The sequence below is a fragment of the Bradyrhizobium sp. KB893862 SZCCT0404 genome (genome assembly GCF_018130885.1).
Classification (GTDB): Bacteria; Pseudomonadota; Alphaproteobacteria; order Rhizobiales; family Xanthobacteraceae; genus Bradyrhizobium; species Bradyrhizobium stylosanthis.
Map to the genome: position 1 here is coordinate 372,858 of NZ_JAFCLT010000003.1, position 20,080 is coordinate 392,937.

Sequence of the window (20,080 nt, forward strand, 5' to 3'; positions counted from 1 at the left end):
GCCCGAGGCAAGGCGTGGATGGCCTGGACAAGCCCGGCCATGACGCCGTGGAAGCGGCGGTGCCCCCATGGCTCCGACCTCAGACGTGACTGCCTGCCGCCGGCGGGGAGTGCGCAGGCCCGCCCCCTCACCCTGCGACCAACGTTAACTCGGAATTTGCCCGAGAACGGTCTATTTTCACAGGCAAGGGCAGAATCGTTTTGGGAGGACCTCTCGATGAATCTGACTGAGCTCAACAAGGTCGCGACCGCCATGGTCGTGCCGGGCAAGGGCATCCTTGCCGCCGACGAATCCTCCGGCACCATCAAGAAGCGGTTCGACGCGATCGGCGTGGAATCGACCGAAACCAACCGCCGCGACTATCGCGAGATGCTGTTCCGATCGAAGGAGGCCATGAGCCAGCACATCTCCGGCGTGATCCTCTATGACGAGACGATCTGGCAGGATGCCAAGGACGGCACGCCGCTGGTGAAGCTGATCGAGCAGAGCGGCGCCATTCCAGGCATCAAGGTCGACGAGGGCACGCAGGCCCTGCCGATGTGCCCGGGTGAACTGGTCACGGTCGGGCTCGACAAGCTCGCCGAGCGGCTGAAGAAATATTACGAGCGCGGCGCGCGCTTCGCCAAATGGCGCGCGGTGATCGACATCGCCGGCGGCATCCCCTCGATGACCGCGATCAGCGTCAACGCCCATGCGCTGGCGCGCTATGCCGCGCTGTGCCAGGCCGCGCAGATCGTGCCGATCGTCGAGCCGGAGGTGCTGATGGACGGCGACCACGACATCGACCGCTGCTATGAGGTCACCCAGCGCGTGCTCAACAAGACGTTCCAGGAATTGCGCGTCCAGCGCGTCGCGCTCGAAGGCATGGTGCTGAAGCCGAACATGGCGATCTCAGGCAAGAAGTGTGCGAAGCAGGCCTCGGTCGAGGAAGTCGCTGAGAAGACGATCCGGCTGCTCAAGGCCTGCGTGCCCGCGGCCGTACCCGGCATCGCCTTCCTCTCCGGCGGACAGTCGGATGAAGAAGCGACCGCGCATCTCAACGCCATGCACAAGCTGGGGCCGCTGCCCTGGGGCCTGACCTTCTCCTACGGCCGCGCGCTGCAAGCCGCGCCGCAGAAGGCCTGGTCCGGCAAGGCCGAGAACGTCGCGGCCGGACAGCGCGCCTTCAGCCATCGCGCACGCATGAACGGCCTCGCCTCAAAGGGCGAATGGCAAAGCAGCCTGGAACAGAAGGCAGCCTAGATCTTGTCGAACAAACCGCTTCCGCCGCGCCCGGCGCCGCGCCTCTACCTCGCGACGCCCGTCGTCGATGATCCCGCTGCGCTTCAAGCCGACCTGCCGGGCCTGCTCGCCTCCGCCGATGTCGCGGCCGTGCTGCTGCGTCTGAAGGAGACCGACCAGCGCACCATGACGTCGCGCATCAAGGCCTTTGCGCCGCCGGTGCAAAAGGCGGGCGCCGCGCTGCTGGTCGAGGGGCATGCCGAGCTGGTCGCGCGCGGCGGCGCCGACGGCGCGCACCTGCCCGGCATCGCCGCGCTGAAAGAGGCGCTGCCATCGCTCAAGCCCGATCGTATCGCCGGCGTCGGCGGGCTGACGACGCGGCACCATTCCATGGATGCGGGCGAGATGGGCGCCGACTATGTGCTGTTCGGCGAGCCCGATGCGAAGGGGCAGCGGCCGTCGGCGCAGGCGATTGCCGAGCGGCTGGACTGGTGGGCCGAGCTGTTCGAGCCGCCTTGCGTCGGCTATGCGACCTCGCTGGAAGAGGCCCGCGATTTCGCCGCCAGCGGCGCCGATTTCGTGCTGGTCGGCGAGTTCATCTGGGCCGATCCGCGCGGCCCCAAGGCTGCGCTGATGGAGGCCGATGCCGCGATCAAGCAGGCGCATGCGACGGCGCTTGCCGGCCAGGATCCTGCCGGTCAGGGGCACGGCTAGCACCCGACATGAACCTTCCGCGCATCACCATTCTGGCCACGCTGCTGCTCACTGGGCCCGCGGCGGCGCAGCTCCAGATCACGCCGCCGGCCACGACGCCGAGCCCTCCGGCCGAGAAGCAAAAGCCCAAGGCGCCTCCACCCGCCAAGAAAAAGGAGGCCGCGCCGGCGCCGAAACCTTCGGCCTCACCCAAGCCGACCGCGTCTCCAAAACCTCAATTGCCCGCGACCGTCATCCCTGCACCGCCGGCCGACACGCCCGGTGTCGACCTGGTGTTCGGCGCCTATCAGCGCGGCCAGTACAAGACGGCGTTCGACCTCGCCACCGCCCGCGCGCAGGCCGGCGATCCCAAGGCGATGACCATGCTGGGCGAGCTCTACTCCAACGCCATGGGCATCCGCCGCGACTACGCCAAGGCGCTCGAATGGTACAAGCGTGCCGCCGACGCCGGCGACCGCGAAGCGATGTTCGCGCTTGCCATGCTCCGCATCTCAGGCCGCGGCGGCCCCGTGGACAAGGGCGACGCGGTCAAGCTGATGGCGTCCGCCGCAAAGCTCGGCGAGCCCAAGGCGGCCTATAACCTCGCGCTGCTCTATCTCGACGGCCAGACCCTGCCGCAGGACGTCAAGCGTGCCGCCGAGCTGCTGCGCCAGGCCGCCGACGCCGGCCTGCCCGAGGCGCAATACGCGCTCGCGACCTTCTACAAGGAAGGCACCGGGGTCCCGAAGGACCCCGAACGCGCGGTGCGCCTGCTCCAGGCCGCCTCACTCGCCGACAATGTCGATGCCGAGGTCGAATATGCCATCGCCATGTTCAACGGCACCGGCACGCCGAAGAACCAGCCGGCCGCTGTCGCGTTGCTCCGCAAGGCATCCCGCCAGGGCAGCGCGATCGCGCAGAACCGCCTCGCCTGGGTGCTGATCAACGGCATGGGCGTGCCCGCGGACAAGATCGAGGGCTTCAAATGGCACCTTGTGGCCAAAACCGCCGGCAAGGGCGATCCGGATCTCGACAAGCAATTGTCCGATCTGCCGGCCGAGGACCGGGCCAAGGTCGAGGCCGCCGCCCGGAAATGGCTCGGGACCAAATGACTTGACCTTGCGGCCCCCGCAGGGCACCCAATCTCCCAAACAGGCGCGATTTCGCGCCAATTCCCCCCGATCAAGCCCCAGAAGCCCATGCTGTATTCCGCAACTATCAACGTCATGGTCAAGGCCGCGCGCCGCGCCGGCCGCAGCCTCAAGCGCGATCTCGGAGAGATCGAGCACCTCCAGGTCTCGCTGAAGGGGCCGGCCAATTTCGTCTCGCTCGCCGACAAGCGCGCCGAGGAGATCCTCTACCAGGACCTCGCCAAGGCCCGTCCCGGCTACGGCTTCATCGGCGAGGAAGGCGGCATGCGCGAGGGCACCGACAAGAGCCACACCTGGATCGTCGATCCCCTGGACGGCACCACCAACTTCCTGCACGGCATCCCGCAATTCGCGATCTCGATCGGCCTCGCCCGCGAGGGCGTGGTGATCGCGGGCGTGATCTACAACCCCGCCAATGACGAGCTCTACATCGCCGAGCGCGGCAAGGGCGCCTTCCTCAACGACCAGCGCCTGCGCGTCGCCGGCCGCCGCCAGCTCAACGAATGCGTGGTGGCCTGCGGTCTGCCCCATATCGGCCGCGGCGACCACGAGGAATTCCGCCGCGAGATGATCGCGATCCAGGACCGCGTCGCGGGCCTGCGTCGCTTCGGCGCCGCCTCGCTCGACCTCGCCTTCGTCGCCGCCGGCCGTCTCGACGGCTACTGGGAGCGCAACCTGCAATCCTGGGACATCGCCGCCGGCATGCTGATGGTGCGCGAAGCGGGCGGCACGGTGTCGGGCGTCCTGGGCAATGACGATCCGCTGCTGACCGGGCACGTGGTGTGCGGCAACGAGTTCGTGCACGGCGAGCTGATCAAGATCTTGAAGCGGCCGGCGTAGCAATACGGCGGCTCGATCGGCCGCCGCTAAGAGTCTTCGTCGTCATCGTCGTCGCGATATTCACCGCCGGTGGTCAGGCCCTCGATCGTCGTGGCGCCTTTCGACTTGACGACCCGGCGAAGCGGGACCGAGCTCTCGCTTCGCCAAGCCTCCATCAACAGTTCCGAATGGGTGACGATCCAGATGTCGGCGCGGCGTGATGCCTTGGCGATCAGCCGAGCCAGTGGCGCCAGCAGCGACGGATGCAGGCTGGTCTCGGGTTCGTTCAGCGCGATGAACGGCGGAAGCCGGTAGCCCATGAACACCGCGAGCAGGCAAATGTATTTCAGCGTCCCGTCGGATAATTCGTGAGCCCTGAACGGCCGCGGCATATCGGTCAGTTGCAGATCAAATTCACACAAACCACCTTGTTCCCATGCGCGGAGCTCCGCGCCCGGAAACGCATCCTCGATTGCGTCCTGCAGGTCGTTGGCATCTTCCCGAATGGTGTAAAGTGTCGCCAGAGCCGCGGCCAAATCCGTCCCGTCGGCACTGAGTGATGGCGTCGTTATCGCCAGACAGGGCTTTCGTAGCGATGACACCGGGTCAGTGCGGAAGTCGTGATAGAAACGCCAACCCAGCATTGCGTTTCTGACCAAATCGATTTCCGGACATTCATTGCTATCGGAAAAGCCCGCGAGCGCCGTCTCGGACGGCAGCACCGCATCCTTGTGACTGCTCCATGCGCCGCTCTCGCCGCGCACGCTGACGAGCGCATTTTTCCGCTCCATCAGCTGGACCGTCCGCCTGCCCTGGGTCGCCTCGATGCTTTCGGACTTGATCATCGGCTCGCCGGCAAACGCCGCCTCGAGCGGCCCGGGAAATCCGATCTCGATGGAATATCTGATGCGGTCGAACCTGGCCGACAACCGCAGTCGCCCATCTTCGCCGCGCTTGCGCATGCCGGACCAGCAGACCGAATTCAATCCGCCTTCGTCGGCGATCGTGCGCGTGATCCGTCCGGTTGCCGCGTCGCGCAACAGCGACAAGGATTTGTAGAGATTGGATTTGCCGACACCATTCTCGCCCACAAACACGGACAGAGGGTGGATTGGTATGGTGAGCCGACGAATGGAGCGATAGTTCGAGATCGCAATTTCAGTCAGACGCATCACATACTCTCAAATCGGCAGGCCGTGCGCATTCGCGGTGCGGCGCGAAATGCACATCGCTTCAATCCAGCGATGCAGTCTGGATCGACACTTCCGATAAAGCAAGCGAACGCCCGTCCGACGTCGCGCGGCACGGCATCGGTCCTGAATCAATCAGGACCGATCCGCGGATCAGTGGCCGGCCCTTGCCGGCGCCGGCGGCCCATATGGCTCGGCCTTGTTCTCCGCCTTCTCCCGGTCCCCCGCCAGCACGCGCTGCACGGAGACGAAGAACACCGGCACCATCAAGAGCGCCAGGATCACCACGGCGATCATGCCGCCCATCACGATGCTGCCGAGCGCCTGCTGGCTGGCGCCGCCGGCGCCGTGGGCGATGGCCATCGGCAGCACGCCGCAGATGAAGGCAAGGCCCGTCATCAGGATCGGGCGGAAGCGCAGGCGGCAGGCTTCCATGGTGGCTTCCACCAGCGGCTTGCCCTCTTTCCGCAGATCCTTCGCGAACTCGATGATCAGGATCGCGTCTTTCGCCGCGAGGCCGATGATCGTGATCAGGCCAACGGTGAAATAAACGTCGTTCGGCAGGCCGCGCAGCATCGCCGCGGCAACCGCGCCGACGATGCCGAGCGGCACGGTGAGCAGCACCGCGAGCGGGATGGTCCAGCTCTCGTAGAGCGCGGCAAGGCACAGGAACACAACGAACACCGAGAGTGCCAGCAGGAACGGCGCCTGCGAGCCCGACAGCTTTTCCTGCAGCGACTGGCCGGTCCATTCGTAGCCGAAGCCGCGCGGCAGCTTGCCTGCGAGCCGTTCCATCTCGGCGATGGCATCGCCCGAGGTGAAGCCGGACCTTGCCTCGCCGGAGATGCGCACCGCCGGATAATAGTTGAAGCCGGCGATCTGCGTCGGGCCGCGCGCCCATTCCACCGTGGCGAAGGAGGAGAACGGCACGAGCTGGCCGCGGCTGTTCTTGACGTTGTAGTTGAGGATGTCCTCGGTCCGCATGCGGTCGCGCGCATCCGCCTGCACCACGACGCGCTGCATGCGGCCGCGGTTCGGGAAGTCGTTGATGTAGTTCGAGCCGAGATTGGTCGAGATCGTGTTGTTGATGTCCTCGAAGGTGACGCCGAAGGCGCCGGCCTTCTCGCGGTCGATCACGAGATTGACCACGCCGGCTTCAGGCAGGCCTTCGATGTAGACCTTCTGCAGCACCGGGCTCGCATTGGCTTCCGCGATCAGCTGGTCGGCGGCGCGCATCAGGGCCGGATAGCCCTTCTGGCCGCGGTCCTGCAGGCGGAACGAGAAGCCGGAGGAATTGCCGAGATTGTCGATCGGCGGCGGCTGCAGCGCCGAGATCTTGGCGTCGCGGATCGACGAGCCGAGATCGCGGTTGATGTCGTTGACGATCGCCGCGGCGGAATCCTTCGGCCCGCGCTCCGACCAGTCCTTCAAGGTGATGAAGGCCTGCGCGGTGTTCATGCCCTGGCCGGAGAAGCTGAAGCCGGTGAGGAAGGTGACGTTGTCGACGCCGGGCCGCTGCGCGAGGTATTTCTCGACCTTCTCGATCACGGCCTCGGTGCGGGCATAGGACGAATCCGACGGCGTCTGCACGTCGGTGGTGACGAAGCCCTGGTCGTCGATCGGAAGGAAGCCGCCGGGCAGGCTGACGAAGGCCCAGGACAGGCCCACCAGCAGCGCGACATAGACCATCATCAGGCGGCCGGTGCGCTTCAGCGAGAAGCCGACCGTGCGGGAATAGCTTTCCTTGCCGCCTTCCAGCATGCGGTTGAACCAGCCGAACACGCCGCGCTTGGCGTGGCCGTGACCAGCCGTGACGGGCTTGAGCAAGGTCGCGCACAGCGCCGGCGTCAGCGACAGCGCGAGGAAGGCGGAGAAGCCGATCGCGGCCACCATGGTCACCGAGAACTGGCGGTAGATGATGCCGACCGAGCCGGGGAAGAACGCCATCGGCACGAACACCGCCATCAGCACCAGCGTGATGCCGATGATGGCGCTCGAGATCTGCGACATCGCCTTGCGCGTCGCTTCCTTCGGCGGCAGGCCCTCCTCGCTCATGATGCGCTCGACGTTCTCGACCACGACGATGGCGTCGTCGACGAGGATGCCGACCGCCAGCACCATGCCGAACATCGAGAGCATGTTGATGGAGTAGCCGGCGAGCAGCAGCGTGGTACAGGCGCCCAAGAGCGCCACCGGCACCACAATGGTGGGAATGATGGTGTAGCGGATGTTCTGCAGGAACAGGAACATCACCACGAACACCAGCACCACGGCCTCGACCAGCGTCATCAGCACCTTCTTGATCGAGGCCTCGACCACGGGCGTGATGTTGTAGGGGATCTCGTAGGCGATGTTGGCCGGGAAGAAGCGCGACAGCTCCTTCATCTTTTCCTCGACCGCGCTCGCGGTCGCCAGCGCGTTGCCGGTCGGCGACATCAGTACCGACAGACCGGCGGTCGGCTTGCCGTCGAGGCGGGTGTTGAACTGGTAGCTGAGGCCGCCGACCTCGACGCGCGCGACGTCGCGCAGCCGCACGGTCGAACCGTCGGCATTGGCGCGCAGGATGATGGCGCCGAACTCGTCGGGCGAGGACAATTGGCCCTTGACCAGCACCAGCGCCGAGGTGCGCTGGCTCGAGGTCGAGGGCTCGGCGCCGATGCTGCCCGAGGCGACCTGCGCGTTCTGCGCGGCGATCGCCTTGTTGACGTCGTCGGCGGTGAGCCCATAGCCGACCAGCTTGGCCGGATCGACCCAGACGCGAAGCGAGCGCTCGGTCGAATAGAGCGTGGCGCGGCCGACGCCGGGAATGCGGCGGATTTCACCGAGCACGTTGCGGATCATGAAGTCGCCGAGGCCGACCTCGTCCAGGCTGCCGTCAGTCGAGTTCAGCGTGATGATCTGCAGCACCGCGCTGGAGGCTTCCTCGATCAGGATGCCCTGCTGGATCACCGCGCGCGGCAGGCGGGCCTCGACGCGCTTGATGCGGTTCTGCACCTCGACCGAGGCTGCGCTGGTATCGGTGCCCGGCTGGAAATTGGCGATGATCTCGACCTGGCCGAGCGAGTCGCTGGTCGATTCGAAATTGAGGATGCCGGAGGCGCCGTTGAGCTCCTCCTCGATCAGCCGCGTGACGCTGTTGTAGAGGTTTTCCGGCGAGGCGCCGGGATAGCTGGTCGAGATCGAGATCGAGGGCGGCGCGATGATCGGATATTGCGCGATCGGCAGCAGCGGCACGGAGATCGCGCCGATCAGACAGATGAACAGCGCGACCACCCAGGCGAAGATCGGCCTGTCGATGAAAAAGCTGGCCATGGCGCGTTACCGCGTCAGCTTCTGGGCGTGCCGGTTGTCCGCGGTCGCATCCGCTTCCGACCAGGATTGCGGCTTGACCCTGTCGCCGGCCGCGAACTTCTGGAAGCCTTCGACCACGACCTTGTCGCCGGCCTTGAGGCCTTCGGTGACGAACCAGAGTCCGTCCTGCACCGAACCGGTGCGCACCGGCTGCACCGCGATGTGATTGTCGTCCTTGACGACGAACACCTCGCTGCCGCCGCCGCCATTGCGCTGGATCGCCTGCTGCGGCACTGCGATCGCGTCGGAATCGAGACCCTGGTCGATGCGGACGCGCACATACATGCCCGGCAGCAGCTCGCGCTTGGGGTTGCGGAACTCGCCGCGCAGCGTCACCTGGCCGGTATGGGCGTCGACCTTGGCGTCGGAGAACAGCAGCTTGCCGTCGAGCGAATAGAGCGTGTTGTCGTCGAGCACGAGGCGCACCTTGGCGGCATCGGCCGCGATGCGCTCGAGGTCGCCGCTCTCGAAGGCGCGGCGAAGCTGGTTGAGCTCGGTCACCGACTGGGTGAAGTCGGCATAGATCGGATCGAGCTGCTGGATGGTGGCGAGATTGGTCTCGTTCTGGACCACGAGTGCGCCCTCACTGACGATCGCCGCACCGACGGTGCCGTCGATCGGCGCGCGTACGGTCGCGTAATCGAGGTTGAGCTTGGCACGCGCGAGCTCGGCCTTGCGGCCCTCGACCTCGGCATGGGCCTGGCGCTCGCCAGCCACTGCCTTCTCGTTCTCGGCCTCGGGCGCGGCGCGCTGGCTGGTCAGGGTCGCGATGCGGTGCGCCTGCTGCCTGGCCTGCATCAGCGCGGCCTCCGACTTGGCGAGCGCGGCCTCGTTGGCCATCACCTCGACCTCGAACGGACGCGGATCGATGCGATAGAGCGGATCGCCGGCCTTCACCTCGCTGCCCTGGCGGAACAGGCGCTCGACCACGATGCCTGATACGCGCGGCCGCACGTCGGAAACGCGCGTCGGCGCGATGCGGCCCGGCAGCTCGCGCACCACGGCGCGCGGCTGCGGCTTGACGACGACGACGCTGACGTCAGGGTCGGCCGGCGGGGCGGCGGAGATGGCCGAGTTCGATTCCTCGCAAGCGGCGAGCAGCGGCGCAAAGGCCGCGAGCATCATTGCAACGCATGCCGATCGCGCACGAAGTCCTGACATGTTGGTTAAGTGCCCCGATGTTGTTGAAACTGGTCACGCTGCGCCGGCCCGTTCTGGGCGATTTGCGCGCGGCTGATGCCGTCAAAATAGAGGGGACCTGCTGCGACGCAACGCATGCTGCGGGCGGCTCAATGTCACACGACCTATCGTGCTGACTTTTAGAGGCTTTTCGCGACTCACCGGATTGTGAGTCGGGTTCCATCGCGGCGTGCTGCGACGGAATATCGCAATCACTCGGCGGCCTTCATCCGGTACTGGCTGACGCCCCATTCGGTTCCGTCGGCATAGCCGAACAGGCCCGATGTCACCAAGAGCAGCCAGCGCCAGCGCCGCATCCACATTGCGGTCTCGTCACCATGGACCTCGCGCAAGGCGGCCTCGATGGCCTCGCGGCGCGCGTCGAAATTGGCGAGCCAGTCGTTGGCGGTGCGCTGATAATGCGTTCCGCTCCAGCACCATTCCTTCTCGACCGCGAAGATGTCGTCGAACTGCCTGACGAGGTGATGGCTCGGCATCAGCCCGCCGGTGAAGACGTGCTGCGCGATCCCGTCCTCGCGATCGGTGCGGTCGAACAGATGCGAGCCGGTGCGATGCGTGTCGATCTGCATGAAGAAGCGCCCCTCGGGCGCAAGCCACGACTGCAGGCGCGTCATCAGCTTGCGCCAGTTCATCACGTGCTCGAACGTCTCGACCGAGACGATGCGGTCGAACTGTCCCTCGGGCGCGAACACGTTCATGTCCGCAGTGACCGCGCGCAGGTTCGACAGCCCGCGCAGCCCCGCCTCCTCCTCGACATAAGCGCGCTGGGTCTGCGACATCGACACCGCGGTCACCGTCGCGCGCGGAAACTGCCGCGCCATCCACAGCGACAGCGAGCCCCAGCCGCAGCCGAGATCGAGGATGGTCTGGCCGTCGGCGAGAGCGGCATGTTCGACGGTCTGGCGCAGCGCCTCCTCCTCCGCCTCCTGCAGGGTGGTTGCGTCGGTCTTGTAGAAGCAGGACGAGTATTTGCGGTTGGGGCCGAGCAGCTGTGCAAAGAAGGAAGCGGGCACCGCGTCATGCCCGGCATCCGCCTCCCCGGCGATCTGCCGCAGTATCATCCGCCCGGCGATGGTGGCATCGTCAGGCGCGTCGTGCGCCGCCAGGCCGGTTGCGGTGCGGGAGCAGAGGCGCTGGATCGCGGTCCGGACCACCACGTCCGGCAGGGGCACACGTTCGGCAGTCCCGATGATCGCGGACACGACGCTCATGCGACCACTCCCTTGGTGAGGTTTCGTGGACGGTGGAGGGAAGTACACGGGCAGAAGAACGGAGAAGCGCCGGCGACAGGCCGGGGCAGCCACAGGGCGGCGACGGCCTGCGGAATGCCGAAGACTTGCAGATGACAATCTATCAAAGCGCAATTTCCGCTTCGGGTTCCGGGCGCTCTCCACGAAATCGGCGCATCCGGCGCTTTTTTTGGGCCGGGCCTGTGCCATAGTGCGGCCCGCAATCACGTTCGTAACGGATGATACCGGCCATGCCGTCTGGCGCCTCGCCCCGCTCCTCCATCGACATCGACTATACCAAGCTGTCCTCGCCCAGCGTCTTCCTGGTGCGGATGCTGGTCTTCCTGGTGCTGTGCACGCTGGTGGGCGTGGTGCTCTACAAGCAGATCATCCAGGCCTTCTTCGCCAATCCGGGCCTCAACGCCCTGATCGGGGCCGTGCTGTTCATCGGCATCGTGCTGGCCTTCCGCCAGGTCATCCGGCTCTATCCCGAGGTCTCCTGGGTCAACAATTTCCGCATCGCCGATCCCGGCCTCGCCCCGGCCCGCCACCCGAAGCTGCTGGCGCCGATGGCAATGATCCTCGGCGGCGAGCGCACCGGGCGGATGTCGATCACCCAGACCACGATGCGGCATCTGCTCGATTCGATCGCAACGCGCCTCGATGAAGCCCGCGACATCTCCCGCTACATGACCGGCCTGCTCGTCTTCCTCGGTCTGCTCGGCACCTTCTGGGGCCTGATCGAGACGGTCGGCTCGGTCGGCAAGGTGATCGACGGGCTCAAGGTCGGGGGCGATTCCGGCGCCCTGTTCGACACGCTGAAGGAAGGCCTCGCCGCCCCGCTCGGCGGCATGGGCATCTCGTTCTCGAGCTCGCTGTTCGGCCTCGCGGGATCGCTGATCCTCGGCTTCCTCGACCTGCAATCGAGCCAGGCGCAGAACCGCTTCTACACCGACCTCGAAGACTGGCTCGCCACCACCGTGCGCGAATATGGCCACGGCGACGTGCCCGTTGCCGCCGCCGTCGGCGGCGGCGGCGGGGTGGCCAGCGGCGAGCTTCAGGCCGCGGTCGAGCGCCTTCGCTCCGTGCTCGAGGAAGGTAGCGCCAGCCGCGGCACCACGGCCGCGATGGCAAGCCTTGCCGAAGCGATCCAGGCGCTGGTCTCGCACATGCGCACCGAGCAGCAGATGATCCGCGAATGGGCCGACGGCCAGGGCGAGCAGAACCGCGAGATAAGGCGCCTGCTGGAGCGGATCGCGCGCCAGCCCGAGAAGGGATGAACGAAGGTCTCGTGCCCCGGACGCAGCGCAGCACGAAGTGATGCGTTGCTGAGCCGGGGCCCAGCACCTTCCGAGTGACAATGGGTCCCGGCTCTGCGCAGCAGCGTTTGCACGCTGCACCGCGTCCGGGACACGAGAGTGGAGATCGACGACATGGCTCTAGCGCGCGGCCGCCGCAGCGAAGGCGCCTTCAACTACTGGCCCGGCTTCGTCGACGCGCTGTCGACGCTGGTGCTGTCGATCGTGTTCCTGCTGTCGGTGTTCCTGGTCGTGCAGTTCTTCCTGTCGCAGGAGGTGACCGGCAAGGACAAGGCGCTGGAGCTGCTCAACGCCAAGATCGCGCAGCTCAACGAGCTGCTGTCGCTGGAAAAGCTCGGCAAGCTCACGCTCGACGACCAGGTCTCGCAATTGAAGGCCGGTCTCGCCTCGGCCGAGACCGAGCGCGACCGCATCAAGGGCCTCTATGACGGCCTCGCCGCCGCCGGCAACGACGCGCAGGGCAAGACCACCGAGCTCGGCAAGGCGCTGGATTCCGAGAAGGCGGTCTCGGCGCGGGCGCTGGCGCAAATCGAGGTGCTGAACCAGCAGATCAGCGCGCTGCGCCGGCAACTGGCGGCCCTGGAGGAGGCGCTGGACGCCTCCGAGAAGCGCGACAAGGAATCGCAGAACAGGATCGCCGATCTGGGCTCGCGCTTGAACGTGGCACTGGCGCAGCGCGTGCAGGAATTGTCGCGCTACCGCTCCGAATTCTTCGGCCGGCTGCGTGCCATCCTCGGCAACCGCCCCGACATCCGCATCGTCGGCGACCGCTTCGTGTTCCAGTCCGAGGTGTTCTTCGACACCGGACAGGCGGTGCTGCTGCCCGAGGGCCGCGCCGAGCTCGACACGCTGGCGACCGCACTGATCGAGCTCGACAAGAAGATCCCGAGCGATATTCCCTGGGTGCTGCGCGTCGACGGCCACACCGACGTGCGGCCGGTGAGCGGCGCGAACTTCAAGTCGAACTGGGACCTGTCCGCGGCACGCTCGATCTCGGTGGTGCAATATCTGATCTCGCTCGGCGTGCCCGCCCAGCGCCTGGTCGCCGCCGGCTTCGGCGAGTTCCAGCCGCTCGACACCGGCAACACGGAAGAGGCCTTCAAGCGCAACCGCCGCATCGAGCTGAAGCTGACGGAGCGGTAGCGGTGAAGGATGCGCCGAAGCTCGTCATTGCCGGGCTTGACCCGGCAATCCATCAAGGAAGATCTTCTCGAAGTGGCTGGATGGCCGGGTCAAGCCCGGCCATGACAAGAATATCCTCATGATTCACCTCCGCCCCTACCGCGTCGAGGACGAGGCCGCCTCGATCGACCTCTGGCATCGCACCTGGCAGCAGGCCTATCCGCAGATCGACTTCGCCGCGCGGCTGGATTGGTGGCGCGAGCGCTGGCGCAAGGATCTGGTGCCGAAGGCCCGGATCGTGGTGTCCGAGCAGGACGGCGCGCTGACCGGCTTCGTCACCATCGACGGCGAGGGCTATCTCGACCAGCTCGTGGTCGATCCCGCGCATTGGGGCTCCGACGCGGCCAGGCTGCTGGTGGACGAGGCCAAGCGGCTGTCGCCATCAGGCGTCACACTGCTCGTCAACAAGGACAATTCCCGCGCCATCCGCTTCTACGAGCGCAACGGCTTCGCCCATGCCGGCGACGATGTGAACCCGGCCTCGGGCCGGCCGGTGCTGAAGATGATGTGGCGGGCGTGACGCCTGTCACTTGGGGATCCCGTAGCGCCCGTTATTCGTTGTCGTCGTGACGGCAGGCGGATGGAGAAGGTCAATGAAGCTGAGCGAGCTGACCAAGGGGTCCTCGGTGATGCTGGCCGTCATCGTCGCCGGATATGTGTCGACGAGCTATGTCGACCAAAATTTTGCCGAGCCCAAGATGTCCAAATGGGCGGAGCCGGCATCGACATCCACCTGCGTCGGCTCGGATGGGAGCTGGAAGAACTGGCCCTGGCCGAACGTGCCTGCGCTGTCGCCGAAGTGCAAATGACATCCGTGCGCGAAATTTTCGCCACTATCTCAGCTGTCATTCCCCGCGAAGGCGGGGAATCCAGCACGCCGCGGCTTCTCGATTGACCCCAACCGTCTCGGAGGACTGGTTCACCCGCCTGCGCGGGTGATGACACCGTGTGGCTGGGCCAGCAGCAGGGCCTCACGCTCCCTCGAACTGCAACCTCGCAAGCCGCGCATAGAGCCCGTTCGCGGCGACGAGCTCGGCATGCGTGCCCTGCTCGACGATCTTGCCGTGCTCCATCACCAGGATGCGGTCGCAGGACAGCACGGTGGCGAGGCGGTGCGCGATCACCAGCGTGGTGCGGTGGCGCATCAGCTCTTCAAGCGCGGTCTGCACCAGCGTCTCGCTTTCGGCATCGAGCGCGGAGGTGGCTTCATCGAGCAGCAGCAGCGGCGCATCGCGCAGGATGGCGCGAGCGATCGCGATGCGCTGGCGCTGGCCGCCCGACAGGGTCACGCCGCGCTCGCCGAGCGGAGTGTCGAAACCTTCGGGCAGGCGGCGGATGAATTCGGCGGCATGTGCGAGCTCGGCGGCGCGCTCGACCTCTGCATCGGTCGCATCCGGCCGGCCGAAGCGGATGTTCTCGCGGGCGCTCGCGGCGAACACGTTGGACTCCTGCGGCACCAGCGCGATGCGGGAGCGGAAGTCGCGCGGATCGGCGGACTTCACCGGCACGCCGTCGAGCGAGATCGCGCCGCTGCGCGGATCGTAGAAGCGCAGCAACAGATGGAAGATCGTGCTCTTTCCGGCGCCGGAGGGACCGACGATGGCGACCTTCTCGCCGGGGCGCACGGTGAACGACACGGCATCGAGCACGTTGACGTCGGGCCGCGCCGGATAGGAGAAACTGACGCGGTCGAAACCGACTTCGCCGCGTGCCGGCACCGGCAGCGCGCGCGGAGACACGGGCGCGGCGATCTCGGGCTTCACATGCAGGATCTCGAACAGGCGCTCGGCAGCGCCGGAGGCCGCCGAGACCTCGCCCCAGACCTCGCTGAGCTGGCCGAGGCCGGCGGCCGCGAACGCGGCATAGAGCACGAACTGGCCAAGCCGGCCCGGCGTGATGGCGCCGGTCAGGACGTCGTGCGAGCCGATCCAGAGGATCGCGACCACGCTCGCGAACACGATGAAGATGATGATCGCGGTGAGCACGGCGCGGGCCTGGGTCGAGGTGCGCGCGGCTTCATAGGCCTGCTCGACCTCGCCGCCGAAACGCTTCTCGGCGAAATTCTCGCTGGTATAGGCCTGCACGGTGCGGATCGCGCCGACCAGCTCGCCCGCATAGGCGGAGGCGTCGGCTAGCGTGTCCTGCGCGTTGCGCGACAGCCTCCGCACCCAGCGCCCGAAGGCGACCAGCGGCAGCACGATCAACGGTATCGCCAACAGCACGAAGCCCGACAGCTTCGGGCTGGTGATCACCATCATCGCGGCGGCGCCGAAGAACATCATCAGGTTGCGCAGCGCGATCGACACCGAGGCGCCGACGGCGGACTTGATCTGGGTGGTGTCGGCGGTGAGGCGCGAGATCAGCTCGCCGCTGCGCGCGGAGTCGAAGAAGGAGGGCGAGAGCGACAACAGATGCGCGAAGACGTCACGCCTGAGATCGGCGACGATGCGTTCGCCGATCGTCATCACGAGGTAGTAGCGCGCGGCGCTCGCCAGCGCGAGCACGGCGACGACCGCGATCATCACCGAGAAGTAGCTGTTGATCAGCTCGATGCCCTCGGGCGTCAGGCCGAAATCGATCATCCGGCGCACCGCCACGGGCACCAGCAGCGTGGTCAGCGCCGCGATCGTGAGCGCGACGAAGGCGAGCGCGGCCCGGCCGCGATAGCGGCTGACATAGGGCGCGAGCGCCACCAGCGGCCGCAGCTTGGCGCGGCCCTTGGCCGGCTGCTCGATCAGCTCGGCCTCGATCGAGGGGGCGTCCGCAGGCGCGGTGTCGCGGCCGTCGCGGTACTGGTCGTCAAGCCGTTCCACAGCGCTCATGATCGGACCCAAGGAGACAATTACCCCCACATAGGCCGGTGCAGGAGGAGTGGCAAATCCGGGATGTCCCTTAGGGGACGGCCCGGTTCTCAAGTGCCCGCAATGGCTTGTTTTAGAGGGCTTCGTGGGGTATAGACCCGGCCAAATCCGTCATTCGATAGTCACTCAAGCCGGGCGCCGGGCGCCGAGGAATTGCCATGAAAGCCGAAATTCATCCGAATTATCATACGATTACGGTCGTCATGACGGACGGAACCGAGTACCAGACCCGCTCCACCTGGGGCAAGGAAGGCGACAAGCTGCACCTCGACATCGATCCGAAGTCGCACCCGGCCTGGACCGGCGGCAACGCCCAGATGCTGGACCGCGGCGGCCGCGTCTCGCGCTTCCAGAAGAAGTTTTCGGGCTTTCTCAAAAAGGATTGATCCGGCCCGCAAGGCTGGAGACGAAAAACGCCCCCGGAGAGCCGGGGGCGTTTTTGTTTTGGGGGCACCTGATCAAGGCTGAGGTTTCGTAGGGTGGGCAAAGCGAAGCGTGCCCACGAAGCCGATATCTTGATCCGCAAGAGAGGAATGGTGGGCACGGCGCTGCGCGCCTTTGCCCAACCTACGAGAAGTATCGCTGTCATTCCGGGGCGGCTGGCAGAGCGGAACCCGGAATCTCGAGATTCCGGGTTCGCGCTTCGCGCGCCCCGGAATGACAGGAGGATAAGGCTTACCGCTCGAACGCGGCCTTCAGCGCGTTGAGGTGCGGCACCAGCGGGTTGCCGATCGCGACGTGCTCGGTCGGCCCGGTGTGGATCGAGGTGTCGAGGCGGCGGACGCGGGTCTGCAGGCTCATCGAGCGATGGATCAGCTCCTGAAGCTGCGAGGGCAGCTTCTCAATGGTGTCGGAGGGACCGGGATCGGCGGCGGTCAGCTTGACCTTGGTCTTCTCGCGGTTGGCCTGCACCAGCGTCATCTCGCCTTCCTTCACCGCACGATGCAGCAGCAGCCATGAGGCGAGCTGCATCAGGCGGGTGGTGAGACGCATGCTCTCGGTTGCGTAGGTGAGGCTGACGGCACGGTCGAGCACCTTGGCCTCGGCGCGACCGGCACCATCGAGATAGGCAGCGGTCTCTTCGACGAGGTCCATGCCCTCGCGGAACAGCGCGCCGAACGCCGCAGAATTGGTGAACCGCTCACTGAGTTGAACGAGAGCGCCTTCGGCCTGCAAACGTTCCATGGTTAACGCCCCTTACGCAACTGTTTACCCGTCCGGCTTTGGCGCCGGATTATGATGAACAAATCATTGCGCGGGCGAGGCGCCGAGTCCAGCGACAAGCGCGGATATGGTTTCCGCGGGTCATTCCTCGGAATTCAACCTGTGAGAGACGCTCGTTTCGGCGGGTTTTCCTGGCTCGAAAACGCCCTGGACCAAAAAAAGAGCCGCCGGAGACCGGCGGCTTTGAAAGTTGATAACAGGGAGGCGTCAAACAGAGTGGACAGGAGCCACTCGGTGTCCAAACGAGGACAGTTCCAGTCATAAACCCGAAAGCTTAATCGACGGTAAACGAGCAATTATTTTGAGAATTCGTTAGCCATGTCGGCCAACGGCCGAGCTGCCACCGTGCCCCGGACGCAGTGCAGCGCGGAGCGGTGCACTGCAGAGCCGGGGCCCAGAACTTGTCTGGCCGATGTGCTTGGAGAGCATGGGTCCCGGTTCTGCGCAGCAGCGCTTGCGCGCCGCAGCGCGCCCGGGACACGAGAGGGGGCCCTACGACTTGAAAAAGCTGTTCGCCGCATCGCGCGAGGCGCGCTTCTTGGTGGCGGCTTCTTCCAGTCTGGCGATCTCGGTCTTGAGGAGCGCGACGCGCTCGGTCAGCTCCTCCACCGACAAGAGTGAGAGATCCTGTCCGATTTCATGACTGATCTTCTTGCGCGGGCGGTCGTCGTCTTCAGTGGCCATGGATCCTCCCGGGCGCCTGTCCCGAACCACGCCGATGTGGCGCTGTCCGAGCCGAAATGGTATCGCTGCTACGCAAGGAGAATTTGCAGTGACTTTCGCGAGCGCGCAACACCTGACGCGAATGCCCCGGCCCGACCGCAAGGAGGATGACCGGACGGGATAAGTGCGCGTCCACGCGCGTGAGGCATGAGCCGACCCCAAGCCCTTCCGATCATGCGGGAGGGCTTTTGATTTTTCCGGTCGGCATCACCCAAACGCGAAAGACCGCAGTCATGACCAAAATTCTCATCACCAGCGCCCTTCCCTACGTGAACGGCGTCAAGCATCTCGGAAATCTCGTAGGCTCGCTGTTGCCTGCCGACGTCCATGCCCGCTTCAGGCGCCAGATCGGCGACGACGTGCTCTTCATCTGCGCCACCGACGAGCATGGCACGCCGGCCGAACTCGGGGCTGTGCAAGCCGGACAGGACATCCGGAACTTCTGCGACACGCAGCACGCCGTCCAGGCGGACATCTACCGCCGCTTCGGCCTCTCCTTCGACCATTTCGGGCGGACCAGCTCGCCGCAGAACCGCGCGCTGACGCAGCACTTCTATCGCAGGCTCGACGATGCCGGACTGATCGAGGAACGCGCGTTGCAACAGGTCTGGTCGCCCATTGACGGCCGCTTCCTGCCGGACCGCTACGTGCTCGGCACCTGCCCGCACTGTGGCGACACGTCCGCGCGCGGCGATCAATGCGACCATTGCGGCACGCTGCTCGATCCGCCCGAGCTGATCGATCCGCGATCTGCGCTGTCGGGCGACCGCGCGCTGGAAATCCACGAAAGCCGCCATCTGTTCCTGCGCCAGTCGCAGCTCGTCGGCGCATTGAGTGCCTGGATCGATGACCGCTCCGGATGGCCAGCCTTCGTGGTGTCGACCGCGAAGAGCTGGCTCACGGCCGATCTGCGCGATCGCTGCATCACACGGGATCTCGCCTGGGGCGTTCCCGTTCCGCGCGACGGCTTCGAGGACAAGGTGTTCTATGTCTGGTTCGACGCGCCGATCGGCTACATCGCCGCGACCCAGGAATGGGCCGCCGCCGCGCCGGATCGTGACTGGCGAACATGGTGGTGGCAGGCCGATGACGTCAGCTACATCCAGTTCCTCGGCAAGGACAACATCCCGTTCCACACCGTAAGCTTCCCGGCGACGCTGATCGGCTCGCACGAGCCCTGGAAGACCGTCGACGTCATCAAGGGATTCCACTGGCTCAATTACGAGGGCGGCAAGTTCTCGACCAGCCGCAACCGCGGCGTCTTCACCGACCGTGCGCTGGAGGAATTGCCCGCCGATCTCTGGCGCTGGTGGCTGATCGCCAACGCGCCCGAAAGCGCGGACACCGATTTCGTTGTCACGAAGTTCGTCGCCGACGTGAACAAGGATCTCGCCGACATCTTCGGCAACCTCGTCAATCGCATTGTCAGCTTCGCCCATCGCGCCTTCGATGGACGGTTTCCGGAAGGCGGCGCGCCTGGCGAAGCCGAGCACCTGCTCGCACGCGAACTTGAGCAGCGCATCGCGGCGCTGCGGCGGCATCACGAGGCGCTCGAGTTTCGTGCCGCGGCGGCTGCAACGCGCGCGATCTGGGATGTGGCGAACGCCTATTTGCAGCACGCCGCACCGTGGACGGCCCTCAAGTCGGATCCGGACCGCGCCGCGATCGTGACGCGGACCGGCCTCAATCTCGTCGGCATCTGCGCCGTGCTGGCATGGAGCATCGTCCCCGGCCTGTCGGAAAGCGTGCTGCGCACATTCGGCCGCAACGACGCCGTTCCGAAATGGCCCAACGGCCCGCTTGCGGACTTGCTCGATGGCGGTGCCGGAAAGGTGATCGCGCCGATCGGTCCGCTGGTCGAGAAGATCTCGCCGGAGCGAGCCGGCCATCTGGCGGCGCGGTTCGGGTCTTAATGTC

The 20,080-nt window shown here is 66.0% G+C and carries 17 protein-coding genes; 10 read left to right on the top strand and 7 right to left on the bottom strand.

Annotation, left to right across the window (positions count from 1 at the left end; genetic code table 11):
- The first annotated feature begins 216 nt into the window (after window positions 1–216).
- The 4 genes from JQ617_RS15715 (at window position 217) to JQ617_RS15730 (ending at window position 3,905) form a co-directional block, all read left to right on the top strand.
- Window positions 217–1,242 carry a class I fructose-bisphosphate aldolase gene (locus tag JQ617_RS15715; protein WP_212027107.1) on the top strand — a complete coding sequence of 342 codons (1,026 nt, stop codon included), beginning with the start codon at window positions 217–219 and terminating at the stop codon, window positions 1,240–1,242.
- A gap of 3 nt (window positions 1,243–1,245) precedes the next feature.
- The gene (locus JQ617_RS15720; RefSeq protein WP_212027108.1) at window positions 1,246–1,935 is read left to right on the top strand and encodes a thiamine phosphate synthase; all 690 of its coding nucleotides are present in this window, start codon (window positions 1,246–1,248) and stop codon (window positions 1,933–1,935) included.
- 8 nt (window positions 1,936–1,943) lie between these two features.
- Window positions 1,944–3,026 carry a tetratricopeptide repeat protein gene (locus tag JQ617_RS15725; protein ID WP_212027109.1) on the top strand — a complete coding sequence of 361 codons (1,083 nt, stop codon included), beginning with the start codon at window positions 1,944–1,946 and terminating at the stop codon, window positions 3,024–3,026.
- An 87-nt stretch (window positions 3,027–3,113) separates the two neighbouring features.
- Window positions 3,114–3,905 carry an inositol monophosphatase family protein gene (locus tag JQ617_RS15730; RefSeq protein ID WP_212027110.1) on the top strand — a complete coding sequence of 264 codons (792 nt, stop codon included), beginning with the start codon at window positions 3,114–3,116 and terminating at the stop codon, window positions 3,903–3,905.
- A gap of 26 nt (window positions 3,906–3,931) precedes the next feature.
- Here JQ617_RS15730 and JQ617_RS15735 read toward each other — a convergent pair whose 3' ends face one another.
- The 4 genes from JQ617_RS15735 to JQ617_RS15750 all read right to left on the bottom strand — a co-directional run bounded on the left by JQ617_RS15735 (window position 3,932) and on the right by JQ617_RS15750 (window position 10,836).
- Window positions 3,932–5,056, bottom strand: coding sequence for an AAA family ATPase (locus JQ617_RS15735; RefSeq protein WP_212027111.1), 1,125 nt, complete (start codon window positions 5,054–5,056; stop codon window positions 3,932–3,934).
- A 171-nt stretch (window positions 5,057–5,227) separates the two neighbouring features.
- Window positions 5,228–8,386, bottom strand: coding sequence for a multidrug efflux RND transporter permease subunit (locus tag JQ617_RS15740; RefSeq protein ID WP_212027112.1), 3,159 nt, complete (start codon window positions 8,384–8,386; stop codon window positions 5,228–5,230).
- 6 nt (window positions 8,387–8,392) lie between these two features.
- The gene (locus JQ617_RS15745; RefSeq protein ID WP_145668366.1) at window positions 8,393–9,586 is read right to left on the bottom strand and encodes an efflux RND transporter periplasmic adaptor subunit; all 1,194 of its coding nucleotides are present in this window, start codon (window positions 9,584–9,586) and stop codon (window positions 8,393–8,395) included.
- Between the two features lie 230 nt (window positions 9,587–9,816).
- The gene (locus JQ617_RS15750) at window positions 9,817–10,836 is read right to left on the bottom strand and encodes an SAM-dependent methyltransferase (RefSeq protein WP_212027113.1); all 1,020 of its coding nucleotides are present in this window, start codon (window positions 10,834–10,836) and stop codon (window positions 9,817–9,819) included.
- A gap of 269 nt (window positions 10,837–11,105) precedes the next feature.
- Between JQ617_RS15750 and JQ617_RS15755 the strand changes: the two genes are divergently transcribed.
- From JQ617_RS15755 to JQ617_RS15770, 4 genes are all read left to right on the top strand, one after another.
- The gene (locus tag JQ617_RS15755) at window positions 11,106–12,134 is read left to right on the top strand and encodes a flagellar motor protein MotA (protein WP_212027114.1); all 1,029 of its coding nucleotides are present in this window, start codon (window positions 11,106–11,108) and stop codon (window positions 12,132–12,134) included.
- A 153-nt stretch (window positions 12,135–12,287) separates the two neighbouring features.
- A complete protein-coding gene (locus JQ617_RS15760) occupies window positions 12,288–13,316 on the top strand; it encodes a peptidoglycan -binding protein (protein WP_212027115.1) in 1,029 nt (342 codons plus the stop codon).
- A gap of 112 nt (window positions 13,317–13,428) precedes the next feature.
- Window positions 13,429–13,875, top strand: a complete 447-nt coding sequence (locus tag JQ617_RS15765; protein WP_212027440.1) for a GNAT family N-acetyltransferase — start codon at window positions 13,429–13,431, stop codon at window positions 13,873–13,875.
- Window positions 13,876–13,948: 73 nt separating this feature from the next.
- Window positions 13,949–14,164: a hypothetical protein gene (locus tag JQ617_RS15770; protein WP_212027116.1), complete on the top strand. Its 216-nt coding sequence runs from the start codon at window positions 13,949–13,951 to the stop codon at window positions 14,162–14,164.
- Between the two features lie 162 nt (window positions 14,165–14,326).
- Here the strand turns inward: JQ617_RS15770 and JQ617_RS15775 are convergent, their stop codons facing one another.
- Window positions 14,327–16,177: an ABC transporter ATP-binding protein/permease gene (locus tag JQ617_RS15775; protein ID WP_063694304.1), complete on the bottom strand. Its 1,851-nt coding sequence runs from the start codon at window positions 16,175–16,177 to the stop codon at window positions 14,327–14,329.
- 197 nt (window positions 16,178–16,374) lie between these two features.
- Here JQ617_RS15775 and rpmE point away from each other — a divergent pair, with 197 nt between their 5' ends.
- Window positions 16,375–16,602: a 50S ribosomal protein L31 gene (gene rpmE / locus JQ617_RS15780; RefSeq protein ID WP_063694184.1), complete on the top strand. Its 228-nt coding sequence runs from the start codon at window positions 16,375–16,377 to the stop codon at window positions 16,600–16,602.
- 289 nt (window positions 16,603–16,891) lie between these two features.
- On the opposite strand, the gene rcdA is transcribed toward rpmE, so the two are convergent.
- On the bottom strand, window positions 16,892–17,401 hold the full coding sequence (gene rcdA / locus JQ617_RS15785; RefSeq protein WP_212027117.1) for a protease adaptor protein RcdA: 510 nt from the start codon (window positions 17,399–17,401) through the stop codon (window positions 16,892–16,894).
- Between the two features lie 531 nt (window positions 17,402–17,932).
- Window positions 17,933–18,124 carry a DUF1192 domain-containing protein gene (locus JQ617_RS15790; protein WP_145668350.1) on the bottom strand — a complete coding sequence of 64 codons (192 nt, stop codon included), beginning with the start codon at window positions 18,122–18,124 and terminating at the stop codon, window positions 17,933–17,935.
- A 272-nt stretch (window positions 18,125–18,396) separates the two neighbouring features.
- On the opposite strand from JQ617_RS15790, the gene metG reads away from it, so the two are divergent.
- A complete protein-coding gene (metG, locus tag JQ617_RS15795; protein ID WP_212027118.1) occupies window positions 18,397–20,076 on the top strand; it encodes a methionine--tRNA ligase in 1,680 nt (559 codons plus the stop codon).
- Window positions 20,077–20,080: the final 4 nt, after the last annotated feature.

Excerpts from the sequence above, each read along its gene's own strand:
- JQ617_RS15740 (WP_212027112.1), bottom strand. The coding sequence starts at position 8,386 with ATGGCCAGCTTTTTCATCGACAGGCCGATCTTCGCCTGGGTGGTCGCG.
- JQ617_RS15730 (WP_212027110.1), top strand. The coding sequence starts at position 3,114 with ATGCTGTATTCCGCAACTATCAACGTCATGGTCAAGGCCGCGCGCCGC.
- rcdA (WP_212027117.1), bottom strand. The coding sequence starts at position 17,401 with ATGGAACGTTTGCAGGCCGAAGGCGCTCTCGTTCAACTCAGTGAGCGG.
- JQ617_RS15760 (WP_212027115.1), top strand. The coding sequence starts at position 12,288 with ATGGCTCTAGCGCGCGGCCGCCGCAGCGAAGGCGCCTTCAACTACTGG.
- JQ617_RS15790 (WP_145668350.1), bottom strand. The coding sequence starts at position 18,124 with ATGGCCACTGAAGACGACGACCGCCCGCGCAAGAAGATCAGTCATGAA.
- JQ617_RS15755 (WP_212027114.1), top strand. The coding sequence starts at position 11,106 with ATGCCGTCTGGCGCCTCGCCCCGCTCCTCCATCGACATCGACTATACC.
- JQ617_RS15735 (WP_212027111.1), bottom strand. The coding sequence starts at position 5,056 with ATGCGTCTGACTGAAATTGCGATCTCGAACTATCGCTCCATTCGTCGG.
- JQ617_RS15775 (WP_063694304.1), bottom strand. The coding sequence starts at position 16,177 with ATGAGCGCTGTGGAACGGCTTGACGACCAGTACCGCGACGGCCGCGAC.
- metG (WP_212027118.1), top strand. The coding sequence starts at position 18,397 with ATGACCAAAATTCTCATCACCAGCGCCCTTCCCTACGTGAACGGCGTC.
- rpmE (WP_063694184.1), top strand. The coding sequence starts at position 16,375 with ATGAAAGCCGAAATTCATCCGAATTATCATACGATTACGGTCGTCATG.
- JQ617_RS15745 (WP_145668366.1), bottom strand. The coding sequence starts at position 9,586 with ATGTCAGGACTTCGTGCGCGATCGGCATGCGTTGCAATGATGCTCGCG.
- JQ617_RS15750 (WP_212027113.1), bottom strand. The coding sequence starts at position 10,836 with ATGAGCGTCGTGTCCGCGATCATCGGGACTGCCGAACGTGTGCCCCTG.
- JQ617_RS15725 (WP_212027109.1), top strand. The coding sequence starts at position 1,944 with ATGAACCTTCCGCGCATCACCATTCTGGCCACGCTGCTGCTCACTGGG.
- JQ617_RS15715 (WP_212027107.1), top strand. The coding sequence starts at position 217 with ATGAATCTGACTGAGCTCAACAAGGTCGCGACCGCCATGGTCGTGCCG.
- JQ617_RS15770 (WP_212027116.1), top strand. The coding sequence starts at position 13,949 with ATGAAGCTGAGCGAGCTGACCAAGGGGTCCTCGGTGATGCTGGCCGTC.